This window comes from Parageobacillus sp. NEAU-HV-2, from assembly GCF_059115485.1.
The window spans coordinates 554,349-569,934 of sequence record NZ_JBXUJJ010000001.1 but is presented as its reverse complement, the minus strand read 5'-3'; the positions used below and the strand labels follow the sequence as shown (position 1 = coordinate 569,934).

Annotated in this window: 19 protein-coding genes; all 19 read right to left on the bottom strand. The window is 45.4% G+C overall.

The features are described 5' to 3' along the window. Positions 1 to 14 precede the first annotated feature (14 nt). A complete protein-coding gene (gene fliY, locus AC1WMD_RS03100; RefSeq protein WP_494255971.1) occupies positions 15 to 1,232 on the bottom strand; it encodes a flagellar motor switch phosphatase FliY in 1,218 nt (405 codons plus the stop codon). After that, positions 1,222 to 2,226 carry a flagellar motor switch protein FliM gene (fliM, locus tag AC1WMD_RS03095; protein ID WP_494255925.1) on the bottom strand — a complete coding sequence of 335 codons (1,005 nt, stop codon included), beginning with the start codon at positions 2,224 to 2,226 and terminating at the stop codon, positions 1,222 to 1,224. Before fliM ends, fliY begins: the two co-directional genes overlap by 11 nt. Positions 2,227 to 2,254: 28 nt before the next feature. Next, positions 2,255 to 2,683 (bottom strand): flagellar basal body-associated protein FliL, encoded by a 429-nt coding sequence (gene fliL, locus AC1WMD_RS03090; RefSeq protein WP_494255924.1) that lies wholly within the window; start codon positions 2,681 to 2,683, stop codon positions 2,255 to 2,257. After that, entirely contained in the window at positions 2,670 to 2,897 is a 228-nt protein-coding gene (locus tag AC1WMD_RS03085; protein ID WP_043904119.1) for a flagellar FlbD family protein, read from the bottom strand. The genes fliL and AC1WMD_RS03085 overlap by 14 nt, the downstream gene beginning before the upstream one ends. 47 nt (positions 2,898 to 2,944) lie before the next feature. Further along, positions 2,945 to 3,958 (bottom strand): flagellar basal-body rod protein FlgG, encoded by a 1,014-nt coding sequence (locus tag AC1WMD_RS03080; RefSeq protein WP_494255923.1) that lies wholly within the window; start codon positions 3,956 to 3,958, stop codon positions 2,945 to 2,947. A gap of 23 nt (positions 3,959 to 3,981) precedes the next feature. Continuing rightward, entirely contained in the window at positions 3,982 to 4,407 is a 426-nt protein-coding gene (flgD, locus tag AC1WMD_RS03075) for a flagellar hook assembly protein FlgD (protein WP_494255922.1), read from the bottom strand. A 10-nt stretch (positions 4,408 to 4,417) separates the two neighbouring features. Continuing rightward, positions 4,418 to 5,677 carry a flagellar hook-length control protein FliK gene (locus AC1WMD_RS03070; protein ID WP_494255921.1) on the bottom strand — a complete coding sequence of 420 codons (1,260 nt, stop codon included), beginning with the start codon at positions 5,675 to 5,677 and terminating at the stop codon, positions 4,418 to 4,420. Then, positions 5,674 to 6,285, bottom strand: a complete 612-nt coding sequence (locus AC1WMD_RS03065; protein WP_494255920.1) for a MotE family protein — start codon at positions 6,283 to 6,285, stop codon at positions 5,674 to 5,676. Before AC1WMD_RS03065 ends, AC1WMD_RS03070 begins: the two co-directional genes overlap by 4 nt. Before the next feature lie 2 nt (positions 6,286 to 6,287). Next, the gene (gene fliJ, locus AC1WMD_RS03060) at positions 6,288 to 6,734 is read right to left on the bottom strand and encodes a flagellar export protein FliJ (RefSeq protein WP_494255919.1); all 447 of its coding nucleotides are present in this window, start codon (positions 6,732 to 6,734) and stop codon (positions 6,288 to 6,290) included. Positions 6,735 to 6,739: 5 nt separating this feature from the next. Then, positions 6,740 to 8,050 (bottom strand): flagellar protein export ATPase FliI, encoded by a 1,311-nt coding sequence (fliI, locus tag AC1WMD_RS03055; RefSeq protein WP_494255970.1) that lies wholly within the window; start codon positions 8,048 to 8,050, stop codon positions 6,740 to 6,742. After that, on the bottom strand, positions 8,028 to 8,810 hold the full coding sequence (fliH, locus tag AC1WMD_RS03050) for a flagellar assembly protein FliH (RefSeq protein WP_494255918.1): 783 nt from the start codon (positions 8,808 to 8,810) through the stop codon (positions 8,028 to 8,030). The genes fliI and fliH overlap by 23 nt, the downstream gene beginning before the upstream one ends. Further along, positions 8,794 to 9,813: a flagellar motor switch protein FliG gene (gene fliG, locus AC1WMD_RS03045; RefSeq protein WP_494255917.1), complete on the bottom strand. Its 1,020-nt coding sequence runs from the start codon at positions 9,811 to 9,813 to the stop codon at positions 8,794 to 8,796. The genes fliH and fliG overlap by 17 nt, the downstream gene beginning before the upstream one ends. Before the next feature lie 12 nt (positions 9,814 to 9,825). Continuing rightward, positions 9,826 to 11,409, bottom strand: coding sequence for a flagellar basal-body MS-ring/collar protein FliF (gene fliF / locus AC1WMD_RS03040; protein WP_494255916.1), 1,584 nt, complete (start codon positions 11,407 to 11,409; stop codon positions 9,826 to 9,828). Between the two features lie 32 nt (positions 11,410 to 11,441). Continuing rightward, the gene (fliE, locus tag AC1WMD_RS03035) at positions 11,442 to 11,738 is read right to left on the bottom strand and encodes a flagellar hook-basal body complex protein FliE (protein ID WP_494255915.1); all 297 of its coding nucleotides are present in this window, start codon (positions 11,736 to 11,738) and stop codon (positions 11,442 to 11,444) included. A gap of 20 nt (positions 11,739 to 11,758) precedes the next feature. Continuing rightward, a complete protein-coding gene (gene flgC / locus AC1WMD_RS03030; RefSeq protein ID WP_043904109.1) occupies positions 11,759 to 12,211 on the bottom strand; it encodes a flagellar basal body rod protein FlgC in 453 nt (150 codons plus the stop codon). Between the two features lie 3 nt (positions 12,212 to 12,214). After that, positions 12,215 to 12,607, bottom strand: coding sequence for a flagellar basal body rod protein FlgB (flgB, locus tag AC1WMD_RS03025; protein ID WP_043904108.1), 393 nt, complete (start codon positions 12,605 to 12,607; stop codon positions 12,215 to 12,217). 205 nt (positions 12,608 to 12,812) lie between these two features. Next, positions 12,813 to 13,592: a GTP-sensing pleiotropic transcriptional regulator CodY gene (gene codY, locus AC1WMD_RS03020; RefSeq protein WP_043904107.1), complete on the bottom strand. Its 780-nt coding sequence runs from the start codon at positions 13,590 to 13,592 to the stop codon at positions 12,813 to 12,815. A gap of 25 nt (positions 13,593 to 13,617) precedes the next feature. After that, positions 13,618 to 15,015: an ATP-dependent protease ATPase subunit HslU gene (gene hslU, locus AC1WMD_RS03015; RefSeq protein WP_494255914.1), complete on the bottom strand. Its 1,398-nt coding sequence runs from the start codon at positions 15,013 to 15,015 to the stop codon at positions 13,618 to 13,620. 19 nt (positions 15,016 to 15,034) lie between these two features. Beyond that, complete coding sequence (gene hslV, locus AC1WMD_RS03010; protein WP_043904105.1) at positions 15,035 to 15,577, bottom strand: ATP-dependent protease subunit HslV; 543 nt, start codon at positions 15,575 to 15,577, stop codon at positions 15,035 to 15,037. Positions 15,578 to 15,586 lie beyond the last annotated feature (9 nt).

Genomic DNA, 15,586 nt, shown 5'->3' with positions numbered 1-15,586 from the left:
AACCTCCTAAATGACTATTTTAATCTTTTTAAACGATCGCTTTGGCTAATAATATCGGTCACGCGCACACCAAAATTTTCGTCAATTACGACCACTTCTCCTTTAGCGATCAACTTATTATTGACCAATATATCGACAGGTTCCCCGGCCAGTTTATCCAATTCAATAATCGATCCGGTCGATAAATTTAGAATTTCCTGGACGGAGCGCTTCGTCCGCCCTAATTCGACCGTTACTTGAAGCGGAACATCGAGAAGAAGCGATAAGTTTTTCACCTCTGCTTCCGCTGGCGGGGAAGGTTCAAATTCGGCAAAATCGGCCGTCTGAATGTTCCGCTCCATTGCTCTCCCGCTTCCGGCAAAACGGCTCGAATGCGGTGCAATAGACCGTTCAACCTCATGATTGGAAGAGGAAGCTGCTGCACCGGCAGCATAATGGGCCGAAGGGGCTGGCTGCGTTCCGCTTGCCTCTGCTGTTTCCCATTGCGGCACTTTTTCTTCCCGCGCGTCATCTTTTTGCCCTGCATATAAGGCCCTCTCGGAAGGCTCTTCTTCATGGCCGGCAGGCTGAAGAAGCTGTTGGACAATCTCTTTTGCGAAATCGACAGGCAATAGCTGCATAATGCTCGAATCTATTAAACTGCCAATTTTTAAGCGAAACGACACTTTAATCAATATCTCTTCATCCGGTAAATACTCGAGCCCTTCCCCTTCCTTTATGTCCAACAAATGAATGGTCGGGGGAGAAATATCGACGCGTTTTCCAAAAACAGTCGACATCGATGTTGCTGCCGAACCCATCATTTGGTTCATCGCTTCCTGCACCGCGCTTAACTGAATTTCTCCCAAAGAATCGCCTGTGCTTTTCCCGTCCCCGCCTAGCATTAAATCGGCAATAATCGCCGCATCCTCTTGTTTAATAACAAGCAAATTCGTTCCTAAAAATCCCTCTGTATAATTTACTTGAATGGCTACATACGGCAGCGGAAATTCATTGGCCACATTTTTTCGTTCAATGATGGAAACGCTTGGCGTCGTAATCTCTACCTTTTGATTTAACAGCATCGACAGCGCTGTTGCCGAGCTTCCAAATGAAATGTTGCCAATCTCCCCGAGCGCATCTTGTTCTAATGGGGACAATATGTCCTCTAATGCTGGAATATCATCGTTTCCGCCTACTCCGCGCAGCAGCGCATCGATTTCATCTTGCGATAGCATGCCGTCATTCATCATCGTCATTTTCGTCCCCCTTAACCATACCTAAAATTTGAACCGCCAGCTTTTTATTTCTCTTTCCCGGCTGTCCAATAAATTTTGGAATATTGCCGACTTTCACTAAAAGCGGCTGGTGAATCGACTGCTCGAGTTCAATGACATCGCCGACTTCAAGCTGCAAAAATTCTTCAATCGTAATCGCTGCCGTGCCAAGTTCGGCAATAATCGGCAGCTTCGCCAAACGAATTCGCTCCTCGAGCGCTTTTTCTTCCTCCGGAGAACTTTCTTTTTTTTGCGTTTGCATCCAATAATGAACCGATAGTCTTGGCATAATCGGCTCGAGCACGACGTGCGGTATGCAAATATTCATCATCCCGCTCGTTTCGCCGATTTGTGTGTTTAGCGAAATGACGACCACCGTATCATTCGGTGATATCATTTGTAAAAACTGCGGATTTACTTCGAAATCGGCTAAAACGGGATCGATGTCGGCCACCGATTCCCAGGCATCGCGCAAATTGACAAACGCTTTATCGAACAAATTGGACATGATCCGCGTTTCAATTTCTGTCAAATTATCTACTTTATTTATGCTTGTTCCTCTGCCGCCCATGACGCGGTCAAGCATGGCATACGCGATATTTGGATTTACTTCCATTAAGATATGCCCGTTTAGCGGCGGAACTTCAAAAACGTTGATGATCGTCATTTTCGGAATGGAACGGATAAACTCCTCATACGGAATTTGATCGGCCGATGCCACTGATATTTGCACATATGTCCGCAGTTGCGCAGAGAAAAATGTCGTTAATAATCTAGCAAAATTTTCGTGAATGCGCGTTAAACTGCGAATTTGGTCTTTCGAAAAACGAAGCGCCCGCTTAAAATCATAGACTTTGACACGTCTGCCTTCTTCTTCTTTTTTTAATTCTTCCGCGCTCATTTCCCCGGTGGACAGCGCCGCCAAAAGCGCGTCTATTTCGCTCTGTGACAATACTTCCCCATTCGTCATTATGGTCGTTCCCCCTTTGCGGTACAGGCTATTGGAGGATAAAGGAGGTAATATATACTTGCTCCACTTTTCCTTCTTGCATGACTTGGTTAATTTGCTGTTTCAGCTTTTCCTCTAACGCGATCATTCCTTTTTTTCCTTTAAAGTTTTCCGCCTTCATTTCCGCAAGTTCTTCGATAATAATGTTTTTAATTTGAAAATCGCGTTTTTCTGCTTCTTCCTTGCCATCTTTGCTGTCGGTTTGAATTTTAAAAGAAACTTTTACATAGCTCCCATCTGCTAGGTTAGTTGTAATTTCTGGGATATCGATCGAACTTTCGACAATTTCATCCACACTTGGCGCTCCTGTTTCTTTTTGACCGGTCAGTTTCATCACTGCAATTAGCGCTACTGTACCGATGAGAGCAATCACCACAAGGATAGTGACCATCGTTTTGATTAATTTATTGCTTTTCACTTTCGGATCCTCCTAAATCTCGCGGTAAACGCAACACCGCGGCTTGCCGATAAAAATCGCTGACTAAATCAACAACCTCCTGTACGGATTCGCGGACAACAAATCTTTTTCCATTCGTTAGTGTGATTGTCGTATCCGGAAATGCCTCAACTTGTTCAATATAAATCGCGTTGAGCACAAACTTTTTGCCATTCAGCCTCGTCAGTGCAATCATGTATGTATTTAGGGTACTAGACGGCAACTAGTACCCTCCCTCCTTCACTATTTCTTCAAATTCACAAGCTCCTGCAAAATTTCATCCGATGTCGTAATAATGCGGGCATTTGCCTGGAAGCCGCGCTGGGCGACAATCATTTCCGTAAATTCTTCAGAAAGGTCGACGTTGGACATTTCCAGAGCGCCGGACTGAATCGTTCCAATACCTGACGCACCAGGAAAATTCAAAACTGCTGTTCCCGAGTTCATCGTTTCTTGGAATAAATTGCCACCTACTTTCTCCAATCCGCCGTTATTCGGAAATTTGGCCAACACGAGTTGCCCCGCCCATCTTAAAACCCCAAATTGATCGACATATGTAACTGTACCATCAGGACCAATGCTCATACTTTGTGCATCTGTTGGAATTTTTATCGGTTTGTATTGAATATTCGTTTGACTAATATTAAACGTTCCATTTGGTACAGTAATTCCAATAGCATTTCCACTATAAGTAGAAGAAGTGCCATTAAATTGAAATTTTGTCTTATCGATATTCTTATTAACATCTTCTAAACTAGGACTTAGTGTTATTTTGATCGAGGAAGTGCTTCCTGGTGGAGTATAATCCCCCGTGGCATACGCTGCAAACCCAACCACATAATATCCATCACTCGTGACTAAGTAACCATCTTTATCTAAATAAAAATTCCCCGCCCTAGTATAATATGGTTGATTAGTAAATTTGGCTGTATCGGTGGTTTTAGCAACTTGAAAAAATCCATCTCCGGAAATTGCTAAGTCAAGCACACGGCCTGTTGTTTGCGTGCTGCCGGTTGTATGAATCGTATCAATAGCAGCTAATTGCGAGCCTAATCCCACTTGACGAGGGTTTGTTCCCCCACGCCCTTCACTTGGCCCGCTTGCTCCAGAGAGCGTTTGACTAATTAAATCCTGGAAAATCGTTCTTCCCTTTTTAAATCCATATGTATTAACATTTGCAATGTTGTTGCCAATGACATCTAATTTCGTTTGGAAATTTCTCATGGCGCCAATGCCTGAATACATCGAACGAAGCATAGTATCCTCTCCCTTTTGTTTATTTATTTCGATTCGACTTTCACAACTACATCGGCAGCAATCACGGTGCCATTATCGAGTTCGAGAAAAATTTGCTGATCTTTTTGTGATACCGATTTTACTGTCCCGTTTTTGACCGCCTCTCCGTCTTGCCAATAGACGTTTTTGCCGATCCACTCGCTGTAGCGAAGAAGCGCATCGTGCTGCGTCGTTTGCATCCATTGTTCCAACATGCTCGAAATATTGACCATCTGCTCTAACGAAGAAAATGTCGCCATTTGCGCAATAAAGTCTTTATCTTCCATTGGGTTTAGCGGATCTTGGTTTTGCAATTGGGTAAGCAATATTTTTAAAAAGTCATCTTTTCCTAATATTTGATTTCCTGTTTTCCGCTCCGGCGGCTTGTAGCTGCTAAGCAGCAAGCTAGCATCAATGCCATTTGTCGTCATTTTTCTCCCCCTATGCTTCCGCATCCAACATTTCCACGGTGAAATGGGAAAGCGGCTGTTTTTTCGGTTTCTCTTCTTTTCGCTGCTGTTGTTGTTTTTGTCCTTGTTCCTGCTCTCCTTGATAAAATCTAGGCGTATAGTGGTGTTCCGTCCATACATTCCATTTCTCGACCGCTATATGCTGGGTGTCCAATATTTGATAGAGTTGCGGCAAATTGGCATCCAACAGCGCTTTGGCGGAATCGGTCGATACGATAAGCTTGGCGGTCAATGCTCCTTGTTCCCGTACCATCTTTACCGTCAATGTTCCTAAATGCTCCGGATGAAGGCGAATGACTAGCTGCGCATTTCCATTTTGAAAACGGGTAAAGCGGCCTGATTGAAGCACATTCGCCAGTTGCTGAAGAAACGGTTCGCTTACCTTTTGTTCCGGCAGCGTTTGCTCCACTGTGATCACAGGGATATTCTCTTGCGGCGCCACCATCGTTCCGTTCAGTGGCAGCATCGGAAACAATTGTGTAAAGTTTTTTCTTTCTACATTGCCGGCAACCGTTATTGAAGAAGAAATATCATTAGATGAAAAGGAAAACGGATGCTGCGACAGCGGTCTTTCTAGTTTTCTGCTGTGATAGGAGACTCCTTCCCCTTTCTTTTCCTGTTCCAAAAATGTTTTCAGCCATTCTTGCCAAACTGCTTGTACATCTTTCTTTCCTTCACTTTCCTCCATGATGCCGTTTTGCAATAATGATATGGTCGATGGCCTGAAAGTGTACGCGTACGATTCTTCTTCCATTATGCCGTTTTGCAATAATGGCTGGAACAAATCTTTATCCAATGCTAGTTCATCCGTTATGATGCTGCGGATTTGTTTCATTAGCGCGTTTGGATCCGTGCTGTTATTGATTTGCTGAATGAATGATGCAATCATTTCCTTATTTCTGATATGATGATTTGCATCGCTAGGAAAAGACGGGAAAAAGTCCGCTTCCTTGGCCTCTAGCATGCCGTTAAGCAGAAAAAGAAGATATGCTGTCCATTCTTCCATCTCGCTTTGGCGTACTGCACCTTTTTCTCCTTCAGCCGATGAAAGAGAATGTTTCCCTGACAGAGCTGCGTTTTCTGCTTTATCTTTTGCATCCGCTTTGGCTATGGCAAGCAGCTGCTGAAACGGGCTCCATTCCCCTTCTTTTCCCGCCAGTTTCGCAGCGGGTTTTTCCGCTGATCCTGCCATCGATTGTCCTAACGGTGGATAGTTGGCTGCAACTTTCACCGGGCCGCCCCCTCTGCTAGTTGATTTTCTTCTGCACGTCTTGCCAACATGGACGTATATTTGGCTGCCTGATCAGGCGGCATTTTTTCTAAAATCGCCGCCGCTTTGTCGCTATCCAATGCTGATAAAATCGTGAACACATCGCTTTCCGACATCGTAGTCAAAATCGCTGCGGCATTTTTCTCTGACATGGTGTTATATATATTTGCAACGTCTTCCACTGTGACCGTTTCATCTTCCGCCGCTGTCTCTTCCGCAAATGGCTTTGACTGTTGTAAATATTCCAGTTCCTGTTTCAATTGATCCACTTCTTGCTGTTTCGCCGACAATTGATTTCCTAGGCTGCGGATTTGTTTCTTCTGTTTGGCGATCATTTCGTTTTGCTTCTCAATCGTCGCTCCTAATTTCTTTTGCATTTTTTGCACATCGATATATTGCGAGATAATCGGGATGTTGTTAGTGTATGTTTTTACCGCATCCATCACATTTACCCCGGCAACCGTCATGATGACAACGGTTAACATGATCGCAAACAATGCTGGGATGACAATGATGAGTAAAAACCATTGAAGTTTGCTCTCTTTCTCTATTTCTTGGTTTCTTTCCATCTTCATGAATCTCCCCGATATACAAAGCGTTGAACAGAAATTTCGTCCATCCATTTGCTGTCTTGCATTTTTTCCGCGTGCTGAACGGCCTGTATATACTTTTCTTTCATTTTTTCGTACTTTTTTACTTCCACATTCAGCTCGGTCAGTTTTATTTGTTTGCGCTGCATTTGTTCCCTAGCCTGCATCACTAAAATTTGATAATGATGAATCGTTCGCTCTAGACTGGCGATATACTGTTGAAAATGGCGGATGTCTTGAACGGACAGCCCTAATTGAAGTTTTTGCTTATGCATGTCTTCGTGTTCTTCTTTTTGTTTCAGCAAGTGATATAATTTTTCCGCCGCTTCCTCAAAGCGACGCACTGCTTCATTGTATTCTCTCATCGCCAAATTTTTTTCGTTTTCTTTCATCGTCAGTACTTTTTGCAGCTTAAACGCATATTCCATGTTCTTCACCCTGTTTGCACGAGATGAAGCAGCATTTCAATACTTTCATCCCTCGTCATTTTTTCATGCACATCTTGTTTGCAAAACGACATAATTTTCGGGTAAAACCGAATCGCCTCATCAATTTCTTTTGAAGATCCGCGCTTGTACGCCCCTATATTGATTAAGTCCTCCGAATCTGTATAAGTAGACAGAAGCTGACGCAGTTTGTCTGCCGCTTGCCGGTGTTCCGGAGTAACAATATGGTTCATCACGCGGCTTACGCTTTTTAATACGTTAATCGCCGGGTACTGCCCTTTATTGGCTAAGTGGCGCTCGAGGACGAAATGACCGTCCAAAATGCCGCGTACCGTATCGGCGATCGGTTCATTCATATCGTCACCGTCGACAAGCACCGTATAAAAAGCGGTGATCGTGCCGTACGAGTTTGTCCCTGTACGCTCTAACAGTTTGGGCAAAACCGCAAACACGGACGGCGTATAGCCTTTTGTTGTCGGCGGCTCGCCGATCGCCAGCCCGATTTCCCTCTGTGCCATCGCCACGCGCGTCACCGAATCCATCATAAACATGACATCCATTCCTTGGTCGCGGAAATATTCGGCGATCGCGGTGGCGGTATACGCTCCTTTTACGCGCATCAGCGCTGGCTGATCAGAGGTGGCGACAACGACAATCGAGCGCGCTAATCCTTCCGGACCAAGGTCACGTTCAAGAAATTCACGTACTTCACGCCCGCGTTCGCCAATTAACGCGATCACATTTATATCGGCGTTCGTATGGCGGGCGATCATCCCCATCAGCGTGCTTTTGCCGACGCCGGAGCCGGCAAAAATGCCAACGCGCTGTCCTTTGCCGACGGCAAGCAAGCTGTCAATGAGACGCACTCCTACTTCAATCGGTTCCGCGATCGGCGGCCTTGTGAGCGGATTGGGTGGATTGCGTTCGATGGAAATCGGCCGCAATCCTTGCGGCAATGGGCTGCCGTCAAGAGGGAGCCCAAGCGGGCCAAGCACTTGGCCTATTAACGAAGAGCCGACGTACACCTGCAGCGGCTTCCCTGTTGCTTCCACCATACATCCCGGCGAAATATGCTGAATGGTCGAAAACGGCATGAGCAATACATGCTGCTCTTTAAACCCGACTACTTCTGCCGCGATTTTTTGTCTGCCGCTGCCGACGTGAATATAACAGAGGTCGCCAACCGAACTTTCCGGTCCTTTTGCTTCAATCATTAAGCCGATGACGCGCGACACTTTGCCAAACCGTTTATACGAATCGAGCTTGTCAATCTCATCAAGGACAGCTTGCCAGTTCAGTGGACATTCCCTCCTTTATCCGCTCGAACAGCTTCTCTTTTATTTGCGCAAGCTGCGTATCGACGCTCGCATCGATGCGCCCGAACGGCGTTTCGATAAGACAGCCATACTCTTCGAGCTCATCGTCTGGATGGATAAATAAATCGACTTCATGAGGAAATAGCGATTCTAACTCTTCTTTTTGTCTTGCCACTATTTCATAGGAAAGCGGATGGACGTAAATCGTCACTTCCGTTTGCTCGCGGACTTCTTTAAGCACCCGTTTTACAAGTGAGAAAAAATAATTTTGATCTTTTCCTAACTCCTCACCGATAATGCGCTCCGCCACTTTCATGCCAATGCGAAGAATCGTTTCCGCCGATGCGTTGATTTGTTCGTAAAATTGGACGTTCGCCAATTCGGTAATATGACGGGCTTTTGCGATCAGCTCGTCATAATGCTCTAGCGCTTCTTGACGGCCTTTTTCGAATCCGGCTTGGTATCCTTCCTCCCGCGCTAATTGAACAAGCTGCTCCTTTTCGATGCGCCACTCCTCTTTTTCTTTCAGCACTTGCTGATACATCGTTTCATAATATTGCTCTGCTTCCTGCCTGATTTGCGCTGCTTCCTGTTTCACTTGTTCCATGACCATTTCGTAGTCTTCTTGCTGTTTTGTCGTTTCATACGGCGGTTCATGAAAAATGTGCTTAATTTCAATCGTTTTTTTACCAACGCGATTTTTCAGTGACAGTGCTTTAATGACGTTAGACAATGATATCATCCCCTCCCCCGCGGGCAATGACAATCTCTCCTGCTTCTTCGAGACGGCGGATTACAGCGACAATCCGTGACTGAGCTTCTTCCACATCTCGCAGACGGACAGGTCCCATATACTGCATTTCTTCCTTAAACGTTTCGGCCATGCGCGTCGACATATTGCGGAACACAACTTCTTTTACTTCGTCACTCGCTACTTTCAGCGCCAACATTAAATCATTGTTGTCCACTTCGCGAATGACGCGCTGGATCGCGCGATTATCAAGAGCGACAATATCTTCGAAGACAAACATCCGCTTTTTAATTTCCTCGGCCAGTTCCGGATCTTGAATTTCCAGAGCATCGAGAATCGTTCGCTCCGTGCTGCGGTCGACTTGATTCAATACTTCAACGACTGCTTCGATGCCGCCCGCCTGCGTATAGTCTTGCACTACTGTTGTCGATAGCCGTCGTTCTAAAATTTGTTCCACTTCGTTAATAATGTCTGGCGAGGTGCTATCCATTATGGCGATGCGCCGCGCCACATCAGCCTGCATTTCTTGCGGCAAGGCCGACAAAATCTGTCCGGCCTGCGCAGGTTCCAGATACGAAAGAATAAGCGCAATAGTTTGCGGGTGTTCGTTTTGAATAAAGTTTAATATTTGCATCGGGTCAGCTTTGCGCGCAAAATCGAACGGTCGCACCATCAAAGCGGATGTGAGCCGGTTAATGATGTTCATCGCTTTCTCCGGACCGAGCGCCTTTTCTAACACTTCCTTCGCATAAGCGATTCCGCCTTGGGCAATATAATTTTGTGCCAGTGCAATTTGATGAAATTCCTCTAGCACTTCTTCTTTCGCATCCGTCGTTACTTGACGAACATTGGAAATTTCCAGCGTCAGTTTCTCAATTTCTTCTTCCGATAAATGTTTATAAACGGAGGCGGAAACATCGGGGCCAAGGGAAATGAGCAGAATGGCTGCTTTTTGTCTGCCCGTCAGCCCCCCTTTTTTGTCATGCTTTGCCATTTGCCGTTCCTCCTACTCTTCCGATAACCACGTTCTTAGCAGTTTTGCAAATTCATCCGGCTTTTCTTTGGCGAGTCGTTCTAACTGTTTGCGGCGCATCGTTGCTTCCGTCTCATGCTCTTCATGAATGTCCGGAATTTGCTGCACAACCGGCTGCTCGAACATTTCTTCTTCCTCTTCCTCGTCTTCCCGGCGCTGGCGCCACAATAAAACAGCCAGAACAATAAGCAGAACAAGCGCTGCGCCACCAGCAATATAGACCCACATAGGGATCGTCTGTTTTGGTTCGGCAAACATTGTTTTTCCGTTGAATTTTTGCACTGAAACAACGACGCGGTTATTAATATCTTGATCGGTTAATGTCTGTCCATCTTCTTTATCAATCGACGTTCTCACGATCGTTCCTAATATTTTTTGAATGTCGCTGATCGTCTGCGGCGGCAGCGAGTTCGGATTTTTCGGGTCAGGAGGCTCTACCATCACTTGAATGCCTAGATCGCGAATTTTATAGGGGCTTTCGACAATATGTTTTTTAATTTTATTCACTTCGTTGTTAATCGTCTCTTCCGTCCGCTCATAATCGCCGTTTGTCTCACCTGTACCGGCCTGATAGCTCGGCACCTCGTTTTCGCCTGTACCGGCGGTTCCACCAGGACGGGCGCCATTGCCGGAATACGTTTCTTTAATACGCTGCACGCTTACGGCAATGCCTTCATTGTTTTTTTCATCGACAGGGGCGACAAGATCTTCTTCCCGCTTTTCTTGAGTAAAGTCGACATCTGCCGTTACCGATACGACGACCTTATCCTGCCCCATCATCGTTCCTAACATTTGCTGGACTTGCCGCTGGATATCGCGTTCAATTTGTTTTTTTATTTCTTGCTGGGCGGCAAATGTTGTACCTGTCGAAAACTTTTCATCATTTTTTAAATCAAAATACTCAAAAAATTGATTCATAATAACGATATTATCTGTAGGAAGATTAGGAACGCTTTTCGCAACAAGATGATACAATGCTTTAATTTGCTGATCGCTAAACTGGTATCCCGGTTTTGTTTTCAATACGATCGAAGCGGATGCTTCCTCTTTATCATCGGAAACAAACAAGCTCGGTTGCGGAAGATTAATCATTACTTTCGCATCTTCCACACCGTCAATGCTTTTCATTAAATTAGCAAGCTCATTTTGCATCGCTTTCAGCTTGACCATGTTAAATTCGTTATCGGTCATGCCAAAGCTGGCATTTTTCCCAAAAAAAGAATAATCAATGACGCCGCTGTTTGGTATTCCTTCTGCCGCTAATTCTACTTTTAGCGAATCGACCAGTTCTTTTGGCACTTTGATCGTCGTGCCGTTATCAGCTATTTCCGATTTAATGCCTCGTTGATCAAGCGTGGCCTTAATCTGCCCTGCCTCCTGCGGCGTTAAATTGCTGTATAGCGGCACAAACTCGGTTCTCGTCGTGAAAAAGACGACCGCGCTGACGGCCGTAATGAAAAGAATAAGGCCGGAAATAGCCATCCATTTTTGTTTTTTTGTTCTTTCTTTCCAAAATAAAGTAAAACGATTGATCCATTCCTTTAATTTATTGCTCATATTATTCCCCCGGTTATGTCACAATCGATGCACTATATTTGCATCCGCATCATTTCTTGATATGCTTCAACCACTTTATTGCGGATTTCTAACGTAAGCTGCAAGGAAATGCTCGCTTTTTGCGAAGCGATCATCACTTGGTGTAAATCGACGTTTTCGCCTTTCACTAACTTTTCGGTCAGCCGGTCTGCCTGCACTTGCTCCTCATTGACTTTATTGAGCGCTTCTTTTAAAAAGGCAGAAAACTGTTTTTGCGCCTCTATCGGCTTTGTCTGCTTAGCAGCATTCGCTGCTTGCGAAAACAACGCGCGTTCGATTCCTTGTATCATCTTGTCTATCCCCTTTATGATTATTTGCCAATCTCTAACGCTTTCATTAACATTCCTTTCGATGCATTAAAAACGGTGACATTCGCTTCATAGGACCTTGTTGCACCGATGAGATCAACCATTTCTTTCAGCGGATCGACATTAGGCAGACGGACATAGCCGTCGCGTCCTGCATCAGGATGGGAAGGGTCGTAAACAAGTTTAAAAGGAGTCGAGTCCTCTATAATTTTTGTTACTTTTACTCCACTTCCTACCGAATCCGAGCGATTCATTGCTGCTTGTAAATATGTAGAAAAACCTTCCTGACGCGGTTCCATTACCACTAGTTTGCGGCGATACGGCTCCCACTCTCCATTGACGAAACGCGCCCGCGTCGTATCTATGTTAGCCATATTGGAAGAAATCACATCCATGCGCAGCCGCTGGGCCGTCAGCGCCGAGGCGGTAATATTTAAACTTTGGAAAATAGACATGGATTATTTTCCTCCCTTAATGACGGTTTTTAACGTTGTCAATTTTCCATTCAGCCGTTCGATTAACGCATTGTAATAAATTTGATTTTCTGCTAAATCTGACATTTCTTGATCAATGTCGACATTGTTTCCATTATGATTGTAAACCAGATTGCCTCTTGTCGCTACGACAAATTTCTCATTCACCGAATGGGAAAATGGCAAATGTTTTGGATTTGTCCGTTTTGCCTCGAGCGAATTCATCGCGCGATCTAGTTCCGCCTTAAACTGAACGTCTTTCGCTTTATAATTTGGCGTGTCTGCATTGGCGATATTGTTGGCAATCACTTTTTCCCGCAATGCCGCATAATCAAGCCCCTGTTCTAACATCCTGATTGTATGTGAAAACAGTGACAAAGGTATCCCCTCTTTTATCCTATTTTTTCGACAAGATATGCTAATATTCATTTTACGAGAATGCAAAAATATTGTATAGCCGGAATATTGTACTATTTTTTATCATAATAATAGAGAAGTTGGCGAATTTTGTTTTTTGCTCGTTCATTATATTAGCAATAAAATGGACCTAAAGGCAGCACATGCCTTTAGGTCCATTTTATTATTAGCTCGATTTCAATTTTTCTAATTCCGTCAAAAATTTATCATTTAAGACTTTAATATAGGTTCCTTTCATACCAAGCGAACGCGATTCAATAACGCCGGCGCTTTCTAGTTTGCGGAGGGCATTGACGATGACCGAGCGGGTAATGCCGACGCGGTCGGCAATTTTGCTTGCGACAAGCAGCCCTTCCGTACCTTCTAATTCTTCAAAAATATGTTCAATCGCTTCTAACTCGCTGTAAGACAAGGAGCTGATCGCCATTTGCACAACCGCTTTGCTGCGTGCTTCTTCTTCAATTTCTTCCGCTTTCTCGCGCAAAATTTCCATTCCGACTACCGTTGCGCCGTACTCCGCCAAAATAAGGTCGTCATCGTTAAATTCGCGATCTAACCGCGATAAAATGAGCGTTCCAAGACGTTCGCCGCCGCCGTTGATTGGCACGATCGTCGTCAAGCCCGTTTTAAATAAGTCACGATTTTCTACTGGAAATGCGGTATATTCGCTATTAATATCGATATTAGGGGATGTTTCCGTAATGTTAAATAAGTTTTTCGTATATTCTTCCGGGAATTGACGCTCTTCGAGCATTCTTTTCATTCGTTCATTTTCAATCGATTGTTTAATGGCAAAGCCAAGCAGCTTGCCGCGGCGGCTGACGACGAATACGTTTGCTTCGATAACTTCGCAGAGCGTTTCCGCCATTTCTTTAAAGTTTACTGGTCGTCCTGCTGCTCTTTGCAGCATTGCGTTAATCTTTCTTGTCTTCTCTAATAAATTCATTGATTAATTCTCCTCCTTTTTATTGTTACAAAATAAATTCACTTAAATCTTTGTTTTTGACAATATTGCCTAACTTTTGCTCAACGTACTGCGGTGTTATCACCACTTTGTCGAGCGTAATATCCGGGGCTTCAAACAATAAATCTTCGAGCAGTTTTTCCATGATCGTGTGCAAGCGTCTTGCCCCGATATTATCGGTCGCCTGATTCACTTCAAAGGCCACTTCAGCAATCTTACGAATAGCATCGTCAGAAAATTCAAGATTTATACCTTCTGTTGCCAAAAGCGCCTTATATTGTTTAATGAGCGCGTTATGAGGCTCTACCAATATCCTTACGAAATCATCCACCGAAAGTTTCGTTAATTCGACGCGAATCGGGAAACGCCCTTGCAGTTCAGGGATTAAATCGGACGGTTTCGCCATATGAAACGCCCCGGCAGCAATAAACAAAATATGATCGGTCTTTACCGGACCGTATTTGGTCATGACCGTCGAACCTTCGACAATCGGTAAAATATCGCGCTGAACCCCTTCCCTTGACACATCGGCGGAAGACGTCGACGGCCCGCTGCGCGCAATTTTATCGATTTCGTCGATAAAAATGATGCCGGATTGTTCGGCGAGGCGAACTGCCTCTTGCGTGACTTCGTCCATATCAATGAGCTTTTGCGCTTCCTCATTCGTCAGCACTTTGCGCGCCTCGCTCACTTTTAGTCTTCTTTTCTTGCGGCGCTTCGGAATGAGGCTGCTGAGCGCATCCTGCATGTTCATCCCCATTTGCTCGACGCCGGCTCCCTGCAGGAAATCAAACAGCATCGGCTGCTGCTCCTCCACTTCGATCGTCACCATTTCATCCTCTAGCTGACCGTTGGCAAGCTGCCAGGCGACTTGTTTCCGTTTTTGTTCAATATGCTCATCTTCATGCCCGTGATTCGTCTCTTGCTGGTACGATTGCCCACCGCCAAATAATAATTCAAGAGGGTTTTTGAGCGTTTGCTTTTGTTTTCCTGGCACTAACAGCTCGACAAGCCGCTTATTGGCCTGCTGTTCGGCGCGGTCTTTCACTTCGTTCAATTTCCGCTCCTTCACGAGCCGCACGGACGTTTCGACAAGGTCGCGCACCATCGATTCGACGTCGCGGCCGACATATCCGACTTCGGTAAACTTCGTTGCTTCCACTTTCACAAACGGCGCCCCGACCAGCTTTGCCAGCCGTCTCGCAATTTCCGTTTTGCCGACCCCTGTCGGACCGATCATCAAAATATTTTTCGGGACTACCTCGTCGCGCAATTTTTCGTCAAGCAAACTGCGGCGGTATCGGTTTCTTAACGCAATCGCCACCGCTTTTTTCGCTTCTTTTTGCCCGACGATGAATTGATCGAGCTTCTCGACAATTTGCCGAGGTGTAAGTGCTTCCGACATCGCTGCCCCTCCTCCCGTTTTACAATTCCTCCACAATAATGTGATCGTTCGTATACACACAAATATTGGCCGCTATTTCTAGCGCCGCTTTGGCAATCTCTTTCGCCGACAATTGATCTCCGGCGTATTGCTTCAACGCACGCCCTGCCGCCAGTGCATAGTTTCCGCCGGAGCCGATCGCTAAAATGCCGTCATCCGGCTCGATGACTTCGCCTGTTCCCGATATGAGCAGTAAATGGCGTTCATCCATGACAATTAACATCGCTTCGAGACGGCGCAACACTTTGTCACTGCGCCACTCTTTCGCCAGCTCCACGGCAGCGCGCGGCAAGTTGCCATTAAACTCTTCCAGCTTTCCTTCAAACATTTCAAACAATGTAAAGGCGTCGGCTACAGATCCGGCAAATCCGGCCAACACTTTTCCTTGAAATAACCGCCGCACTTTTTTGGCCGTATGTTTCATGACCACCGCGTTTCCAAATGTGACTTGACCGTCCCCTGCCATCGCCGCTTTTCCGTTATGGCGGATCGCAAAAATCGTCGTCGCGTGAAACTGTTCCATTCCCTTTCC

Bases quoted from the DNA above. Each gene is read 5' to 3' on its own strand.
- AC1WMD_RS03085 (WP_043904119.1), bottom strand. From the start codon at position 2,897: ATGATTGCACTGACGAGGCTGAATGGCAAAAAGTTTGTGCTCAACGCG.
- hslU (WP_494255914.1), bottom strand. From the start codon at position 15,015: ATGTCGGAAGCACTTACACCTCGGCAAATTGTCGAGAAGCTCGATCAA.
- codY (WP_043904107.1), bottom strand. From the start codon at position 13,592: ATGAATTTATTAGAGAAGACAAGAAAGATTAACGCAATGCTGCAAAGA.
- fliY (WP_494255971.1), bottom strand. From the start codon at position 1,232: ATGATGAATGACGGCATGCTATCGCAAGATGAAATCGATGCGCTGCTG.
- AC1WMD_RS03080 (WP_494255923.1), bottom strand. From the start codon at position 3,958: ATGCTTCGTTCGATGTATTCAGGCATTGGCGCCATGAGAAATTTCCAA.
- fliM (WP_494255925.1), bottom strand. From the start codon at position 2,226: ATGACGAATGGGGAAGTATTGTCACAGAGCGAAATAGACGCGCTTTTG.
- fliG (WP_494255917.1), bottom strand. From the start codon at position 9,813: ATGGCAAAGCATGACAAAAAAGGGGGGCTGACGGGCAGACAAAAAGCA.
- fliH (WP_494255918.1), bottom strand. From the start codon at position 8,810: ATGATATCATTGTCTAACGTCATTAAAGCACTGTCACTGAAAAATCGC.
- flgC (WP_043904109.1), bottom strand. From the start codon at position 12,211: ATGTCTATTTTCCAAAGTTTAAATATTACCGCCTCGGCGCTGACGGCC.
- AC1WMD_RS03065 (WP_494255920.1), bottom strand. From the start codon at position 6,285: ATGGAAAGAAACCAAGAAATAGAGAAAGAGAGCAAACTTCAATGGTTT.
- fliJ (WP_494255919.1), bottom strand. From the start codon at position 6,734: ATGGAATATGCGTTTAAGCTGCAAAAAGTACTGACGATGAAAGAAAAC.
- fliF (WP_494255916.1), bottom strand. From the start codon at position 11,409: ATGAGCAATAAATTAAAGGAATGGATCAATCGTTTTACTTTATTTTGG.
- flgD (WP_494255922.1), bottom strand. From the start codon at position 4,407: ATGACGACAAATGGCATTGATGCTAGCTTGCTGCTTAGCAGCTACAAG.
- fliE (WP_494255915.1), bottom strand. From the start codon at position 11,738: ATGATACAAGGAATCGAACGCGCGTTGTTTTCGCAAGCAGCGAATGCT.
- hslV (WP_043904105.1), bottom strand. From the start codon at position 15,577: ATGGAACAGTTTCACGCGACGACGATTTTTGCGATCCGCCATAACGGA.